General features: G+C 61.0%; 16 protein-coding genes and 1 riboswitch. Of the genes, 1 reads left to right on the top strand and 15 read right to left on the bottom strand.

The genetic code is table 11. The features are described from left to right. Positions 1-128 precede the first annotated feature (128 nt). The 4 genes from fgd to MTX36_RS02210 form a co-directional block, all read right to left on the bottom strand. Complete coding sequence (gene fgd, locus MTX36_RS02225; RefSeq protein WP_243618240.1) at positions 129-1,142, bottom strand: glucose-6-phosphate dehydrogenase (coenzyme-F420); 1,014 nt, start codon at positions 1,140-1,142, stop codon at positions 129-131. A 130-nt stretch (positions 1,143-1,272) separates the two neighbouring features. Continuing rightward, a complete protein-coding gene (locus tag MTX36_RS02220) occupies positions 1,273-1,620 on the bottom strand; it encodes a YidH family protein (protein ID WP_243618116.1) in 348 nt (115 codons plus the stop codon). Then, entirely contained in the window at positions 1,617-2,090 is a 474-nt protein-coding gene (locus tag MTX36_RS02215) for an RDD family protein (RefSeq protein WP_243618115.1), read from the bottom strand. The genes MTX36_RS02220 and MTX36_RS02215 overlap by 4 nt, the downstream gene beginning before the upstream one ends. Further along, positions 2,091-2,804 (bottom strand): hypothetical protein, encoded by a 714-nt coding sequence (locus tag MTX36_RS02210; RefSeq protein WP_243618114.1) that lies wholly within the window; start codon positions 2,802-2,804, stop codon positions 2,091-2,093. Positions 2,805-2,963: 159 nt separating this feature from the next. Here MTX36_RS02210 and MTX36_RS02205 point away from each other — a divergent pair, with 159 nt between their 5' ends. After that, entirely contained in the window at positions 2,964-3,872 is a 909-nt protein-coding gene (locus MTX36_RS02205) for an alpha/beta hydrolase (RefSeq protein WP_374230412.1), read from the top strand. A 99-nt stretch (positions 3,873-3,971) separates the two neighbouring features. On the opposite strand, the gene MTX36_RS02200 is transcribed toward MTX36_RS02205, so the two are convergent. The 11 genes from MTX36_RS02200 to MTX36_RS02150 form a co-directional block, all read right to left on the bottom strand. Further along, positions 3,972-5,114 carry an LLM class flavin-dependent oxidoreductase gene (locus tag MTX36_RS02200; RefSeq protein WP_243618113.1) on the bottom strand — a complete coding sequence of 381 codons (1,143 nt, stop codon included), beginning with the start codon at positions 5,112-5,114 and terminating at the stop codon, positions 3,972-3,974. Further along, positions 5,111-5,941 (bottom strand): DUF1684 domain-containing protein, encoded by an 831-nt coding sequence (locus MTX36_RS02195; RefSeq protein ID WP_243618112.1) that lies wholly within the window; start codon positions 5,939-5,941, stop codon positions 5,111-5,113. Before MTX36_RS02195 ends, MTX36_RS02200 begins: the two co-directional genes overlap by 4 nt. Then, complete coding sequence (locus MTX36_RS02190) at positions 5,938-7,308, bottom strand: NtaA/DmoA family FMN-dependent monooxygenase (protein WP_243618111.1); 1,371 nt, start codon at positions 7,306-7,308, stop codon at positions 5,938-5,940. The genes MTX36_RS02195 and MTX36_RS02190 overlap by 4 nt, the downstream gene beginning before the upstream one ends. A gap of 25 nt (positions 7,309-7,333) precedes the next feature. Then, positions 7,334-8,452, bottom strand: a complete 1,119-nt coding sequence (locus MTX36_RS02185) for an LLM class flavin-dependent oxidoreductase (RefSeq protein ID WP_243618238.1) — start codon at positions 8,450-8,452, stop codon at positions 7,334-7,336. Further along, a complete protein-coding gene (locus MTX36_RS02180) occupies positions 8,439-10,055 on the bottom strand; it encodes an ABC transporter ATP-binding protein (protein WP_243618110.1) in 1,617 nt (538 codons plus the stop codon). The genes MTX36_RS02185 and MTX36_RS02180 overlap by 14 nt, the downstream gene beginning before the upstream one ends. Then, entirely contained in the window at positions 10,052-10,942 is an 891-nt protein-coding gene (locus tag MTX36_RS02175; protein ID WP_243618109.1) for an ABC transporter permease, read from the bottom strand. The genes MTX36_RS02180 and MTX36_RS02175 overlap by 4 nt, the downstream gene beginning before the upstream one ends. Next, on the bottom strand, positions 10,935-11,948 hold the full coding sequence (locus tag MTX36_RS02170; protein WP_243618108.1) for an ABC transporter permease: 1,014 nt from the start codon (positions 11,946-11,948) through the stop codon (positions 10,935-10,937). The genes MTX36_RS02175 and MTX36_RS02170 overlap by 8 nt, the downstream gene beginning before the upstream one ends. A 2-nt stretch (positions 11,949-11,950) precedes the next feature. Further along, positions 11,951-13,591 (bottom strand): ABC transporter substrate-binding protein, encoded by a 1,641-nt coding sequence (locus tag MTX36_RS02165; RefSeq protein WP_243618107.1) that lies wholly within the window; start codon positions 13,589-13,591, stop codon positions 11,951-11,953. Positions 13,592-13,854: 263 nt separating this feature from the next. Continuing rightward, positions 13,855-13,949: riboswitch (SAM riboswitch) on the bottom strand. 87 nt (positions 13,950-14,036) lie between these two features. Continuing rightward, positions 14,037-14,609, bottom strand: coding sequence for a GNAT family N-acetyltransferase (locus MTX36_RS02160; RefSeq protein WP_374230406.1), 573 nt, complete (start codon positions 14,607-14,609; stop codon positions 14,037-14,039). Beyond that, on the bottom strand, positions 14,606-15,721 hold the full coding sequence (locus tag MTX36_RS02155) for an FAD-dependent oxidoreductase (RefSeq protein WP_243618105.1): 1,116 nt from the start codon (positions 15,719-15,721) through the stop codon (positions 14,606-14,608). Before MTX36_RS02155 ends, MTX36_RS02160 begins: the two co-directional genes overlap by 4 nt. A 9-nt stretch (positions 15,722-15,730) precedes the next feature. Then, entirely contained in the window at positions 15,731-16,702 is a 972-nt protein-coding gene (locus MTX36_RS02150) for an ABC transporter substrate-binding protein (protein WP_243618104.1), read from the bottom strand.

The following is a 16,702-nucleotide window of genomic DNA, read 5'->3' as shown; positions in this document are numbered from 1 at the left end:
CACAGCCTAGTGGTGGCGCCCGTTCGATCCTGTCAGGGACGGATGGCACACCGACGGGAAAAGACGAACGGCGTCTGCCACGCGGTCAGTGGCAGACGCCGTTACGAGTCTTCGGCCTTCGGAGTGAATCAGCCCAACGCGCGCAACCGCGGAGCCAGGTCGCGCTCGAACAGATCGAGGAACCGTCGCTGATCGTGGCCCGGCGCATGGAACACCAGGTGATTCAATCCCGCGTCGACGTACGCCTTGACCTGCGCGACGGCGTCGTCCGGATCGGATGCCACGATCCAGCGCTTCGCGACCTGCTCGATGGGCAACGCGTCGGCTGCAGCTTCCATCTCGATGGGGTCTTCGATGCTGTGCTTTTGCTCCGGGGTGAGTGAAAGCGGGGCCCAGAAGCGGGTGTTCTCGAGAGCTGCTGCGGGATCGGTGTCGTAGCTGATCTTGATCTCGATCATCTTGTCGATCTCCGCGACATCGCGCTCCGCCTTCGCGGCGCCTTCGGCAACTGCCGGCAGCAACTTCTCGGTGTAGAGATCCATGCCCTTGCCGGAGGTGCAGATGAAGCCGTCACCGGCGCGGCCGGCGTAACGAGCGACAACCGGTCCACCGGCCGCGATGTACACGGGGATACCGCCCTCGGGAACGTCGTAGATCGACGCTCCGCGAGTGGTGAAGTATTCGCCCTCGAAATCGACGCGATCTCCGAGCCACAGCTCGCGCATCAACCGAACCGACTCACGCAACCGCGCAAAGCGCTCCTTGAACTCGGGCCATTCGCCCTGGAAGCCCGTCGCAATCTCGTTGAGCGCCTCACCGCTGCCGACGCCGAGCATGATGCGTCCCGGGTACAGGCAGCCCATGGTCGCGAACGCCTGCGCGATAACCGCCGGGTTGTACCGGAACGTCGGTGTCATCACGGAGGTGCCGATCTGCACGCGCTCGGTGCGCTCGCCCACCGCCGTCATCCACGCAAGTGAGAACGGTGCGTGGCCACCATTGTGGCGCCACGGCTGGAAATGGTCACTGACCGCAACCGAATCCATGCCGTGCTGTTCTGCGAGAACCGCCAGCTCCACCAGTTCCCGAGGCCCGAACTGCTCGGCCGAGGCCTTGTATCCGAGCTTGAGTTCCTGCGCCACTATCTGCTCCTCATCGTCGTTGCGTCGTTCATGACCGCGTCTGTGCATTTCCGGGACCGCGTCCCGTATCCGCCTACGCAGACCCTTCTTTGCAGACTAACCAGCGGGCCCGCGGACTTCTACGCGGATCTCACCGCGCGAGGCTCGTGACAACCGTCGCCACGCCGGCGGCGACGGCAACCCCGGCCAGTACCAGGGCAAACAGCCACAGCGCGTGGGGTTCCGGCATCGGGGCACCGTCTTCGAGAGCCTTCTTCACCTGCAACCACCGACGCATACCCACCAACGCCGACGCGGCCGCCATTGTGATCAGAATCAGTCCGAGGGTGGTGCGCACCCAACCCGTACTCCACTCCGGGACCAACTGAACTACCGCGATCCCACCGGCCAACAGTGCCAACGAACTTCGCATCCATGCCAGGAACGTGCGTTCGCTGGCAAGGGTGAATCGTTCGTCGGGGCGATTGGGCTCGGTCACGATTCCTCGACTCCGTGGGTGACGACAATGTCAGGATCCTGACTCCAGTCGTACACCACCGCCGTCCGAAGCACTATGTCCTGCAACGATCGTCGACGCTTGTCTACCGCCGCCCACAAAAGCCCGAAGGCGAACAGAGTGCACAGAACTGCGCGAATCAAAGCCAGCGGCCACCGAATCAGACGATGGCGGGACTTGACGACGCGTAATCCCATCACCAATGCGCCGACCGTCCGCCCGGTGGTGGCCCAGCACACCGTCAGATACGCGACCGATACCACAAGAAAAGCTGTGGTGGACAAGAAGATTCCCGGCTGGGTGAAAGTGAAGGTCTGCGGCGAGAACAGCAGCCTCACAAACGCAACCCCGGCATAACCTGAGCCCATCAGAATCAGTACGACGCCCAGGTCGATCGACCCGGCGATGCCGCGGGTGACAATTCCGGCGGGGCCGGAGTTCTGACTCGCCACCTACTTCCCGCTTTCTTCGGACGTGGAGTTATCGTCGGACTTGGCATTGTCTCGGTCGCTGTCTCGCCCGAACAACCGGCCGACAAACCCGGCGACGGCGTCGTCGGCCTGCATGCCTTGAACGCGCGCGCCCCGAACAGCTTCGGTGGACAGCGAACCGGTGGATTCGCGAATGATCTGCGGCAAGTCCACATCTTCGATGATCTCGTCGGCAAGCTTCACCAGATCGATGCGACTGATCTGCCGTTCCAGATCCACCGAATCCACGATGCCGTCGAGGTCGAGACGTTTGATCACAGCTTCGATGTCCAGGCGTCCGGCAATGTCGTCCACGTCGATACGGTCGATGATCGGTTCCAGAGAAACTCGTTCGGCAATCTTGTCGACGTCGATGGTTTGGGCAATCGTGTCGAGGTCGACGTTGTCGATGACGATCTTGGTGATGTCGACTTCAGCCAAGGCCGCTGCCACCACTGCCTTGATCACCGCACGCAGTGCGGTGTCCGCAAACTCGGCGGTCGACGCAATCGCATCGCTACCCAGTGCGCTCACCGACGCAATTGCGTGATCCAACGGTTCACCGATGATCGGGATTCGCGCCACCGATCCCAACGCGGCATCCGCAGTTCTGCGCGCCATGCCCAGCGTGATCGATGCCAGACCGAAGCCCAGACGGACCAGATCGGTCTCGGGTCGATCCGACTGCCCACTCATCAGTCCGCCTCCATCACTCACCCAACCACTTGTCGGACATTCACCGCTCTGATTCGCATTGTGCCACTGTTGGTATACACAATTCACCGAGACGAGTACCTGCTGCAGGGAGATACGCCAGTGAGAAGACGTGGGAAACAATTCGGTATCCATCTGACGATGGCAGTGGTCATGGTTGCGGGATTCCTCAGTCTGACCGCGCCGGCAGCATCTGCGCAGTCCACGGTCAGTCGATTCGACGTCTATTCGCCGTCGATGGACCGCTGGATCAGCAACGACGTCATCTCCCCAGCCGGCGGCGGACCCGCTCCGACCTTCTACCTGTTGACCGGAGTCGGCGGCGGCGAAGACGGAATCTCGTGGTTCAACAACACCGGTGTACGCGACTTCTTCGACGACAAACACGTCAATGTGGTGATGCCGGTCGGCGGCAAGTTCAGCATGTACACCGATTGGAATGCCGACGATCCTGCACTAGGCCGCAACAAATGGCAGACATATCTAACGAAGGAACTACCGGCCGCAGTGAACTCTCGGTACAACACCACCGGTGTGAATGCGCTCGGTGGGGTATCGATGGCGGGCGGACCGGTATTGGATCTTGCCATCCAAGCGCCAGGGGTCTATCGCGCGGTCGGTTCATACAGTGGCTGTGCCCGAACCGTCGATCTGATGGGTCAGGCCGCCGTGCGATCCATGGTCGAAGTTCTCGGACGCGGAAACGTCGCCAATATGTGGGGACCTCCGGGCAGCCCGCAATGGGCGGCTCACGATCCGATGATCAACGCCGAAAAACTCCGCGGCACAGCACTGTTCATTGCCACGGGCAACGGAATCCCGGGGCCGGTAGACGGAATCAATTCTCTAGTCAGTGCACTCGGAGTAATTCCGGGAAGCGCACTCGAATCCATCACGCAGATGTGTACCGCCGGATTGCAAGGGCGGTTCAATGAGCTCGGCATCCCGGCGACGTTCAACTTCCGCCCCGAAGGCACCCACACCTGGGGGCTCTTCGAAGCAGACATGCGCGCGTCCTGGCCGATGATTGCGGGCGCTATCGGAGCATGAAGGCCGGTGGGGAGCCGGCACCGCTTCTGCATAGTGAGCACCCCTTTCAGCGTGCAGAAAGGGGTGCTCACTTCACCGAGGGGGTGCTCACTCGACCGATCACGCGGCAAGCAATGCCGTCAGCCCCCACTCCCGGGCCAGCAACTCGTACGAGCGCACACGATCTTCGTGCCGATGGGTCACACCGGAGATCACCAATTCGTCAGCACCGGTCAGTTTCTGCAGACTGTCGAGCCGATCAGCAACAGTGCTGGGCGAGCCGACGAACTGGGTGATCAACCGGTCCTCGACTACCGCATGCTGCTGCGGAGTCAACGGCAGCGCCGTCGCCGGGTCCGGATACGGGATCGCCCCGTGCCCACTGCGAATACTGTGCGCCCAATGCCCGAAGGTGGACGCCAATTCCCGCGCAGTGGCGTCGTCCTCCGCCGCAACTACATCAGCCGAGACCACCACATAGGGCTTCGACAACGTCGACGACGGACGGAATGCGCCGCGGTATGCCTCCACCGCCTCGACGGTGCTGGATGGGGCGACGTGGTAGTTCGCGCCGAAGGGCAGGCCGAGCCTCCCGGCGAGTTCCGCACTGGGCCCGGCACTGCTTCCGAACACCCACAACTCGAGGTCTGCGCCTTCGCCCGGGCTCGCGTGCAGTTCGACGCCGTCACGACTGCGGAAAGTACCGCTGAGCAGCGACAGGATGTCATCGACTTGCTCGTCGAAATCAGGAACCTGAGCACCCGAAAATGCAAGAGCTTCGAACGACGCCTGCAGAAGCGGTGATGTCAGCAGCCCCGTCGGATCAAAGGGTGCCGGAATGACGACGCCCTCACGCACCACCGTATCCCGACGCACTCTTTCCGATGCGACCTTCTCGGATGCAACAGCTTTCAGCGCCTCGACGCGACGCTGCCCCGAGCGTCCAATTCCCAAATCGATACGTCCGGGATACAACGCTTCCACGGTCCCGAATGCCTCCACTACCTCGGCAGCGGTGTTGTTGCCCAGCAGCACCGCAGCCGATCCGACACGAATTGTGTTGGTAGCAGCGGCGATAAGCCCCACCAGAACAGCCGGCGACGAACTTGCCACACCGGCGAAGTGATGCTCGGCCACCCAGTACCGCCGGTAACCCCAGGCTTCGGCAGAGCGGGCAAGGTCCAACGAATTCCGCAGCGCTTGGCGGGCTGTGCCGCCCTCACTGATCGGTGCCAGGTCCAGAATTGACAGCGGAATGGTCATGACAGTGCCCTTCCTGCGCGGCCTTCCGGGGTCTTCTCGCCGGAATCCACCGCGAACGGCAGACGATTCTCGGCCGGCGCTACGGGGCAGGTTGCGTAGTCGGTGAAGGCGCAGGGCAGATTCGACGCCCGATTGAAATCGAGTACCACGCAGCCTCCCGGAGCCGGTGTGCTGACGTGCAACGAGCGAGAAGCCGGGTAGGTGGAAACACCACTGGTCGCATCCGTGAACAAGACGTGAAAACCATCGTCTCGACCCGCAAAAGCGATCAGTTCATGAGTTGAGCCGTCGTGCTCGAAGCTGATGATTCCCCGAGCGTCGTGGTGATGCTCGAGTCCGGGCACCACGGCACCTGTCGTCACTGTTCGGGTCTGCGGGAAGGCAGTGAAAACGCCCTCGACAACCCAATCAGGCCGCGGAGCGAAAGTCGGGATGCCGCTGAACTGCGCCAAGGCCGGCGCCGACGAATCATGAATCCGCAGAGCAACATCGCCCGTGCGACGGATGACTTCGACCAAACGTGGTCCGTGCTTCACGATGAGGCCCGGCGCGCCTTCGACCGGTGCGAGCTTCACTGAACCATCCACCGCGACCCCGTCGACCGAAAGGTCGTCCGACAGTTCGGCCGTGATGATCACGGCATCCTGGTCCGCTCGCCAGGCCCCCGGTAGGTCCGGAAACGTCGAATCAACATCTACCAGCCAGTGCAGCGCGGTCAGACTCAGCCAGCCCAGCGGTTCATTGAATGTTGTATCGCGCAACGCATGCCATGCATTCCAGTCGCTGACAAAGATGTCGGAGGGAATGTCGGTGTCGGTAACAGTCATGATGCGCGGACTCCTTCAGCCTGCTCGTGGGGATGGCGCAAACCCAGGTGGCTGCGCAGTGTGGTTCCGGCGTATTCGGTGCGGAAACTGCCGCGGTCCTGCAGTTCCGGCACCACGGTGTCGATGAACTCGTCGAGGCCTGCCGGCGTGAGGTGGGGAACGAGGATGAAGCCGTCACTGGCATCGCCCTGAACGTAGCTGTCGATCTCGGCTGCCACCTCGGCAGCACTGCCTACAAACTGTTGGCGGGCAGTCACTTCGATGATGAGTTCGCGAATGCTCAGGTTCTCTGCCTCCGCTTTTGCGCGCCACTGATCCGCCACAGCACGGGGGTCCTTGACGTGGCGGACGCGTCCACGCGTGATGTTGACGTCGTCCGTCGGATCTTCCTTCGGAAGCGGACCGTCGGCGTCGTACTGCGAAAGGTCTCTGCCCCAGACCTGCTCGAGGAAGGCGATGGCGGTCTGGGGACCGACCTGCTGCCTCCGGATCTCATACGCCTTCTCCTGTGCGTCGGCCGCGTTGTCACCGAGGACGAAGGTGGCGGCGGGGAGAATTTTGAGGTCGGCGTGCGTACGTCCGTACTTGGCGAGACGCCCCTTCACATCTGCGTAGAAGGCTTTGCCCGCGTCGAGGGTTCCGTGACCGGTGAAGATGGCGTCGGCCTTGGCGGCACCGAACTCTCGACCTTCGTCGGAATCGCCCGCCTGCAACAGAACTGGATGCCCTTGCGGACTGCGCGGCAGTTCGAAGCGCCCCGAGATGTCGAATTGCTCTCCGGTATGCGAGAACTGGCCGACCTGCTGATCTGTTGCGAAAATTCCGCGTTCACGATCGACCAGCGGTCGATCGGTACTCCAACTGTCCCACAGTGTCCGTACCGCATCTACCAATTCATTGGCACGGGCATAACGTTGGGAATGTTCCAAATACCCACCACGACGGAAGTTTTCACCGGTGAAGGCATCCGAGGATGTGACCAGGTTCCAGGCGGCACGACCGCCGGAGAGGTGGTCGAGTGTGGAGAACTGTTTGGCCAGCTCGTACGGTTCGTTGAAGGTGGTGTTGATCGTTCCGGCCACACCGAGGTGTGTGGTCACACCAGCTACTGCGTTGAGAATGCTGAAGGTATCGGGTCGACCGACAACATCGAGGTCATGGATCTTCCCCTGATGTTCGCGTAGTCGCAGCCCTTCTGCAAGGAAGAAGAAGTCGAATAATCCACGTTCGGCACTGCGCGCAAGGTGCTCGAACGAACTGAAGTCGATTTGACTCTTCGATGCCGGGTCGGTCCACACCGTGGTGTTGTTTACACCGGGAAAGTGTGCGCCTAGGTGAACTTGCTTACGAATCCTGTTCTGTATCATCAATTTTCCTTATTCTTTGCTCTCGCTACACAAACTGATTGGCGGGTAGATCAAAGCCCAGCCGCTCACGCAGGGTCGGGCCGGTTTTCGGTCGCGGGTTCAGTTCCGCCAACACGTCGGCGACAATCTTCTCCACTCCGGACGCCAAGGCCAGCGGTCGCAGGACCACACCGTCGAGCCCCGAATTTCCACGAATCTCACGAAGTAGAGCGGTGAGCCCGGCGGTATCACCGCGGTAGAACAGGGATTTCGGTACATAGGGCGCGGCGGCCCATTCTTCAAGTTCGGCCAACGCGTCGTCCGCCGCTCCCCGATCGGCGCCGAGCAGGACATCGACGTCGAGCAGAACTCGCACGCTCCGGTCGATCTTCGCAGCATGGTCGTGGACCAGCCGAGCGATAGCACTGGCCTCGTTGACGTCGGAGGCAGAGATTCGGATGAGATCGCCGCGCTGTACCGCCAACTCGCGTGTCTCGAGGCGGCTCGCGTCCACGGCGATCAGCGGCTGTCCCTGCGGCGAACGAGGGGTAATGGACGGCCCCTTGACCGAGAAGTTCTTTCCTTCGAAGTCGATGTAATGGAGCTTGTCCCGATCGACGAATCGACCGGTCGCGGCATCTCGGATCTCGGCATCGTCCTCCCAGCTGTCCCACAGCCGGCTGACCACCTCAATAGCTTCTGACGCTTCCTCCCACAGAGATTCGTTGCTCTGCCGAGCCTTCCGGCCGAACAGGGACACCTCCACGTCGGTGTCCGACACTTCGACCTGCCACCCGGCCCTACCGGAGGAAGAGAAGTCGATACTCGCAATCGCCTTGGAAATATGGAACGGCTCGGTGTGTGTGACAGTTGCGGTGGGAATCAATCCGATCCGCGATGTCACTGCGCTCAGCCGGGCCGCGGTCGCGACCGCTTCGAGCCGTCCACGCGTCGCCTGTCGGCCCTCTGCCTGCAGGGCAAACGAATCCGGGAAGAAGGCCAGATCTACTCCGCCGCGATCAGCGGCCGTCACAAGGTCTACCCAGTACGACGGCGTGAAGAGTTCTTCGGCCCGCGAATCCTCACGGCGCCATGAGTGGGGATGCACTCCGGTGCCCTCGAATTCGAGGCCGACCAGAAATGCTTCGGAATTACGCTCGAACATGTTCAGCCTTTCGTGTTGAATGATTCCGTCCAGGGATTGCTTCGAGCAGTGTTCGGGTGTACTCATGGCGGGGATTGTCGAATATTTCAGCAGTAGAGCCGATTTCAACCAGACGCCCAGACTGCATGACTCCGACGACGTCGCTGATTTCCCGAACCACGGCCAGGTCGTGGGAGATGAAGAGGTAGGTCAGTCCGAATTCTTGCTGCAACTGGTCGAGGAGCACCAGAATCTGCGCTTGCACCGAAACATCCAGCGCAGACACCGGTTCGTCGAGCACCAGGAGATCCGGTTTCAAAGCGAGGGCCCGCGCGATAGCCACACGTTGACGCTGCCCGCCCGATAACTCGGCCGGCTTGCGGTTCAAGAACTGCTCGGGCAGGGCTACCTGATCCAAGAGTTCTACTGCGCGGATCCCTTGTTCGTGTCGACTCCCAACTTTGAAAGCCCGCAACGGTTCCGCGACAATATCTTGCACGGACAACTTGGGATCGAGAGATGCAAACGGGTTCTGATAGACAAGTTGAACTCGTCGTCGCAGTTCGCGCAATTCCCCGCCCTTGGCCCCGGTGATGTCCTGACCGTCGAAAGTAATTGCACCCGCATCCGCCTGCTCCAACCTCACTGCAATGCGAGCGGTAGTCGATTTACCGGAGCCCGACTCTCCGACCAGTGAAACCGTCTGTCCGCGTGGAACTGTCAATGAGAGTTCGTCCACCGCAGTGATCGCACTCCCGCGGCCGACGTGGAAGCGTTTGGTGATTCCGGCCAAAGTCAACAGCGGAGTTGCGGTCGGACGGACCGGCCGGACTACCCGGCCCGACGACAGACTGGGTGCCGCTCCCAACAGTTTCTTGGTGTACTCGTGACGAGGGTTGTCCAGAATATCTGCAGCACTGCCGGATTCGACAATACGCCCACCCCGCATCACGAGGATTCGATCCGCGCAATCCGCAGCGACACCCAGATCGTGAGTGATCAGGAGAACTGCGGTACCGGATTCTGCGATCCGTTCGTCCAAGTGGTCGAGAATACGCCGCTGCACGGTGACATCCAGAGCACTGGTCGGTTCGTCCGCGATAACGAGCGCCGGATTGGCAACCAATGCAATGCCGATCAAGACTCGTTGCCGCATACCGCCGGAAAGCTCATGCGGGTACTGCCGTGCTCTGACCTCCGGTCGATCGATTCCGGCACGTTCGAGAACATCGACGGCATCCAGCCGCGCCGTCCTCTTATCAGCCAAGCCGTGAATGCGCAGAACCTCCGCAACCTGATCACCGATCCGCGTTACCGGATTCAGCGATGTCGTCGGGTCCTGCGGCACCAAACCGATTCGGGCACCTCGGATTCGCTGCCAAGCCCGATCCGAATAGGAGTCGATACGTTCACCCTCGAATTCAACGGTTCCGCCGGTGACGTGGCCGCTGCCGGAGAGCAGTCCCAGTACAGCGTGAGCGGTGGTGGATTTTCCGGAGCCGGATTCGCCCACCACCGCAACAACCTCACCCCGGCCGACTGTGAAACTCACGCCCCTGACCGCCGGACTGTCTCCGTACGCGATGTGCAGGTCGGTGACTTCGAGCAATGGATCAGTGCTCATCGCCGGTTGCTCCTTTCGATCTCATGGCCGATACGATGCGCGGAGATGACCACTGCCACGATCGCCAGACCGGGAAGTGTTGTCATCCACCAGGCATTCGCAAGAAAGTTTCGTCCCTCGGATACCAGCGATCCCCACTCCGGGGTCGGTGGAACCGCTCCGAAGCCCAGGAAGCTCAGCGCAGACACTGCGAGTACCGCTTGACCGAATTCGACTGCAGACAGAGCGATTACGGGAGCGTATGCATTGGGAAGGACATGTCGGCGCAAAACTCCGAGCCACTGCACACCCGAACCGAACGCGGCCTCCACGTACTGCGCACCCCGCACCCGCATCACCTCGGCGCGCATTACTCTGGCGAAGTTCGCGACCATCGCCACACCCACTGCAATAGCAACGTTGATGGTGCCGAATCCAAGCGCTGTGACCAGTGTCAGCGACAACAACAGCGCTGGAATCGACAGCAACACATCGACAATGCGCATCAGCACAGCGTCGACAGCGCCGCCGACGAACCCTGCGATCAAGCCGATCAACGATCCGACGAGCAGCGCTATACCCACCGCAACCAGCGTCGCGGTCAGCGACAACCCAGCGCCGTGCACAAATCGTGTGTAGAGGTCGCGCCCGAGGTTGTCGGTACCGAACCAGTGAGCCAGGCTGGGCCCTTGCAGTTTGTCCGCAGGCACGCCGGACAAAGGGTCGCCGCCGGCAAATACTCCCGGTGCCACGGCAAAACCTACGACCAGCGCCACGATCACGGCCGGAATCACAAGACCTGGCTTGGCGATCAACCTCTTCGCCAGGGACTTTCGACTACCCGCGACCGGCGCTTGGTCTTCGAGTGTGGGGTCGAGCAACAGCGGTTCGATCAGCGTGTCAGACATGCGCCGGCTCCAGATCGGTCGGGTTTTCGGAGTGTGACTTCGCTCGACTGCGCAGCGAGTCACCGTCGTAGTGCGACTGGATGATTCGCGGATCAATCAGGGGGTAGAAGAGGTCAACCGCAAGGTTGACCAGCACGAAGACCAAGGAGGCAAAGACGACAACGCCCTGAACCACCGGGATGTCCTGTGCCATAACCGAGGTCTGCGTCAGACGTCCGACGCCGGCCCGCGAGAACACGGTCTCGACGACTACGGAACCAGCCAGCAACGTTCCCACCAATACGCCCGCGATGGTGAACGCCGGAATGCTGGCGAGCCGCAACGCATGCCGCGTCTGCACACGCCAACGGCTTGCTCCCTTGGCGTACGCGGTCTCGACGTGCGGCGAACGGAGTGTGGCCTGCAAACTGGTGGTCAAAACCTGAGCGATCACTGCGCCGGTCGGAATGGCCAGAGTAATCGCCGGGAGAATGACCGTCGCAAATCCCCGATCGCCGAATGCCGGAAAGATGTGCAGCCGGAACGAGAAAAGTTGCAGAAGAATCAATCCTACCCAGAAGGTCGGTACCGCCACCCCGAGCGGAGGCAACGAGAACAGGAGATTCGCGAGCCAGCGCCTGCGGGTGTACGTCGCAAGGAATGCGATGGCCACCCCGAACAGTACTGCCAATACCAATCCCGTAATCGCAAGTGTCAACGTGCTCGGGAGCGCCGAGAAGATCGCATCCGTCACCGGTTGCCCGGTGGAGATCGACGTACCGAAATCGCCACGAAGTGCATTCGTCAGAGAAGTCCAGTACTGCACCCACACCGACTGGTCCAAGCCGTATCGTGCCCGAAGCTGTTCAAGTGCAGCTTGATCCAAGGCCACACCTTGCCCTGACGATTCTGCCGCCATGCTGACCGGATCGCTGGGTAGCAGAAACAGAATCACAAATGAGATGGTGAAGGCCGCCCAGAGGACCAGTGCGGCTTGGCCCAGTCGGGTGAGTACGTATCGAGTCATGACTACTTACCCGACAACCATGCGTCGTAGAACTGCAGACGCGAAGACGCTTCGAAGTTCAGATCCTGCACCGACGATCCGGCCCCCACGGCCTGCGATAGTTCGATGGTCGGAATCGAAAGTCCACGGTCGACGATCAGCTCCTGTGCTTCGCTGACCAATTCACCACGAGCGGCGCTGTCGATCGTTGCCAACTGCTCGGTCAGAACCTTGTCGAGTTCTGGATCTGCGGCCCGCTTGTTGAGATTTCGACCGTCGAGGCCGAAGCTTGCCCGGAGGATATCCGCATCCGCTCGAGTGGCGTTGTAGTAGACGGCATCGTAATCACCCGACGTCTGCTTCTCGGTCAGTTCCCCGTTGGACAGCAAGTTGAGCTTCAGATCGACACCCACCTTCCGCAACTGCTGCTGGACCAACTCGAGGATGGCTTGGTTGCCGGCGAACACCGGGCTGAAAGAAACCGCGAAAGTCAGCTTCTGGCCGTCTTTCTCACGAATCCCGTCGGCCGAGGTCTTCCAACCCGCTGCGTCGAGGAGGTTCCCGGCCTTGTCCGCGTCGTAGGTCACGACACCGGACTGATCTGCATAGAGCGGTGTGGTGTGGGCCAGCGGACTCGTCGCCGGGAAGAAGCTCGGATCCAGCACGGTGTCGACGAGTTCCTGCCGGTTGATAGCGGGAATGATCGCCTGACGTACCGCCTGATCAGCGAGAACACCACGGCTCACGTTGGGCTGGAAGAAGAACACGATTCCGGGGTTCGGACGAGTCAAGATCCGTCCACCCGCACCTTCGATCTGAGGAGCGTCCTGCGTCAACGCGTCACTGACCGCGTCGAGCTGACCGGAAGCAACGCTGCCCGCCCGAACTCCGGACTCCGGGACAACGATGAAGTCGACGCCGTCGAGATACGCCTCCCCCTGGTGCGCCACCGCATCCGAAGCCCAGTTGTACCCGGCTCGTTTCTTGATCGACACCGAACGATCCTGCTGCCAATCGGAGTAGACAAACGGGCCGGAACCGATCACGGAAGCACCGGCGCAACGCTGTTCCGTCGGCAGTGCCGTGGTCGAATCTGCCAAGATTCCGAGCTGTGGTGTCGAAGTTGCCTGCAGGAACTGAACGTTGGGTCCCGAGAAGCTCACCTTCGCGGTGTGCTCGTCGATGACCTCGGTGCCGGTATACGTGGACAGATAACTCTTTGCCAATGCGGCGTTCGGGCCGAGGTTCTTGACGACGTCGAAGTTCTTCTTGATCGACTCCGCGGTTACCCGCGTGCCGTCACTGAAGGTGGCGTCGTCACGCAGAGTGAACGTGAAGCTGGCGGCGTCCGGACTGATCTCCCAACTCTTGGCGAGCCACGGCGTGATCTCGCCGGTCTCCGGGCTCTGGTCCGTCAACGAGTCGACCACGCTGCGAGTGACATACACCGTCTGATTCGTGCCGGCCTGGGCTGGGTCTGCACAGGTTGGCGCCGTCGAGAGTCCGTAGCGAAGGATTCCGCCGGACTGGGCGGGACCTGCATCTGCACTGGTGTCGCCGCTACTGGTGCTGCAACCGGCAAGTACGGTGCCGAGGACCGAGATCGCGCCGATACCGGCGACGACGGTGACGCGTGAGCGTGCACCGATTGAGCGTGAAGACACCGAAAACTCCTAATGGGGCATGCGGAAGAGCGCGCTCGTCACCCGTGTAACGGGACAGAAGAGCACGAATCAGCTACGAAGAGAATGGAAAACAGGCTTGCCCAACTATGGGAGCCTCGAGATACTGACCAGGGTCGAACCGCGATGCGAACATCGCTGCCGCGGTCAGTATGTACAGACGAATCCTGCTGTGCGACACAGGTCTACGTGACGGCACGACCAGGCGGTATCGAAACCGCCGTCAACTAACTTCATTCCGTGTTCCTCCATCGATCCTGGCGGTAGCACCCTCACCCGATTACTCGGAGGGTTGCTGCGACTTCATAGAGCCAGGTCTCTCGGTCGCTCGAGATGGTATTTCGCAAGTCTACGAGATGCCGGGGCTTTGTCAACCTAGTCGGTAGGAATTGCAGTTCAGGCCATATTTTCCACTGCAGAACTGGCGTCATGCCGACACCCTTCTGTCGTAGTCGTGCCGGATCCGCAGTTCCTTCTCAAACGGGTGAATCCCCACGTCGAGGGGTGACAGCGTGGCGTCGTACAACGGCGTGTATCCGCAGGACAGATACAGCGCCACCGCTTCGGGTTGCCGAGGACCTGTCGTCAGGTACACCTTGCGGTAGCCACGACGCGCGATCTCCAATTCCAGTTCTCGGACGACAATCTTTCCGAGGCCTCGCCTCCGATAGTCCGACGACGTCCAGATCCTCTTCAATTCTGCAGTAACGGAGTCGAATTGACGAAATGCTCCACCGGCGATCGACCGACCATCGTGAACCAGAACCAACAATGCTCCGCGCGGCGACGCAAATTCTTCCGCCGGGTACGTCGTCAGATCCTCGAACACGGCTTCACGAGTTCCGCCGTATCTCGAACTGTATTCATCGGCGAGTTCCGCGATGAGCGGCGCAGCCAACGGGTCCTCTTGAGATACCGAACGGACCTCGACACCGCCGATTCCCGCGATTTCCAGAGTCACGGCGTTTCCTCCACTCCTCGAATCAAGCCTTTCGGTCATTTTCCTCGCTCCCCCAGTCGAAACAGGTCCGGAGGCAATGCTTTTCCGTCTACCAAATCCGATACGAGTTCGCCCAGCGCCGGCCCGAATTTGAATCCGTGTCCCGAGAACCCTGCGGCGACGGTGACCGCCCCGACGCGGTCGATCACGAAATTACTGTCCGGAGTGCTGGTGTACAGGCAGGTGACCGACTCCACCGATGTCGAATCCACACCTGGCAACCATGATTCGGCGTACTCCACCAACCGCTGCTCGCCAGCAGCATCGGCAATGTAGTTTCGCCTGTCCGGTGTCACGACCGGCCCCGTCGCATGCTCGCCGATCTTGATGCCATCATCGGATCCAAGTCCGTAGATCCCGGCAGTGGTCAACTCAGCCCCGGCGTGATGAACGAAGCTAGGCCAATGACCACCCGGATCGAGAGGAGCAAAATGTGCCGGCTGTTCCTGCGTCGTAACCAATGTCGGCAACTCGATCGCCGAACGGAACCCGCTCCGATCGATCAACTCTGCAGTCCACGCACCGGCCGCAATCACGACATGCCGAGCCCGCAGCGCCTCGCCGTCAGTGATGACGTCGACACCGTACGACGCTTCCACGACCGACAGCACGCGCGTGTTGTGGCGAACCTCGGCTCCCGCGAATGCCGCTCCCGCTTTCAGTGCAGTCACCGCCCGGTCGGCGTGCAGGCGTCCCGCATCGGGGTGATGCAGCACGGTGGTGTCGAATCGCAGTCCCGGCCAACGAGCGGATGCCTCGGCCGGAGTCAGGATCTCACCCTTGATCCCCGCCTCCACCAAAATCCGCGCCTTACTCAGAATCGCTTCGGGCAATCCATGGTCGACGGCCCCGGTCAGCTCGAGGAAACCGATATCAGTTGTGGTCTCCAGTTCCCGCCACAGCGGTAATGCCGCAGCAGCCAAGCCTGTGTACAGGTGATTGTCGTAGGCCTGCCGGTAGATGCGCGAGGTGCCGTGCGATGCACCATGTTTGTGCTTCGGACCGTACTGCTCCAGCTGAACGACGCTACGGTCTCGCTTGGCGAGTTGCCAGGCGGCGGAGGACCCGACGAGCCCTCCACCGATGACAATCACATCGACGATGTCACTCATTTCGTCGGCTCACTTGGTCTTCGGGAGACCGGGCGGATTGATCAGCGAGGTGTCCACAGCTTCGCTGGTGATATTCCAGCGTTCGAGGATCTGCTGGTACGTGCCGTTCTCGATCGTGTGGTTGATGGCGTCGTTGATTGCCTTGATCAGTCCGTTGTCCTTCTTCACCAACACTGCAATCTGACCTTGCAGAGTGTCACCGGCGCCGGAGAACTCCCCCACCACCTCGGTTTCACCCGACTGCTTGGCATGGAACTGTGAAGACGGGTTCGGACCGAAGTACGCGTCAATACGACCGGACTGCAAAGGCAGGTAGTAGTCAGTGGTGTTCTGGTAGTAGGAAATGTCGGTGGGCGCCAAGCCGGCCGCGACGTTCTGCTCACTCCATTTGACCAGCAGCGCCTCCTGATTGGTTCCGGATCCGACGGCTATCTCGAGTCCCGCGACATCCTTGGGGTCCTTGATGGAGATTCCCGATCCTTTCTTCGCTTCGAAGGCCAATGTGTCGAGACGATAGGTCGCGAAGTCGTACTTTTCCTTACGTTCTTCTGTGACAGTCACATTGGAGAGGAATGCGTCCGCCTCACCGGAATCGACGCGGACAAAATTCTGCGCCCAGTCGGCTGTCTGCAGGTCTACCTTCAACCCGAGAACATCACCGATCAGGTAGGCGAAGTCGGTTTCGGATCCGATCAGCGTCTTGTCGTCGTCGGCGTAGAACCGAAGCGGCGGAGCAGATCCGGCGCTACCGGTGACACGCAGCGTGCCGCGGTCACGAATATCTCGAGGTACCTCGGCTGCAATCGTATCCACTTTTTCGGTGGCAATGCGGTTCTGGTCTGCGGTGAGGTTGTAACCCGCTGCGGCATTGACGTTTCCGCCGTCGGGTTCGGCATCTGCACTGCTGCATGCAGCACTCAACAATCCGACGGTGGCGAGAGCCGAAATGAGGAAGGTGGCACGACGGGATGGGGAGAACAT

The sequence above is a fragment of the Rhodococcus sp. ARC_M6 genome (genome assembly GCF_022810305.1).
Taxonomy (GTDB): domain Bacteria; phylum Actinomycetota; class Actinomycetes; order Mycobacteriales; family Mycobacteriaceae; genus Rhodococcus_F.
Note: the sequence above shows the minus strand (reverse complement) of the source record. Positions and strands in the feature narration are given on the sequence as shown.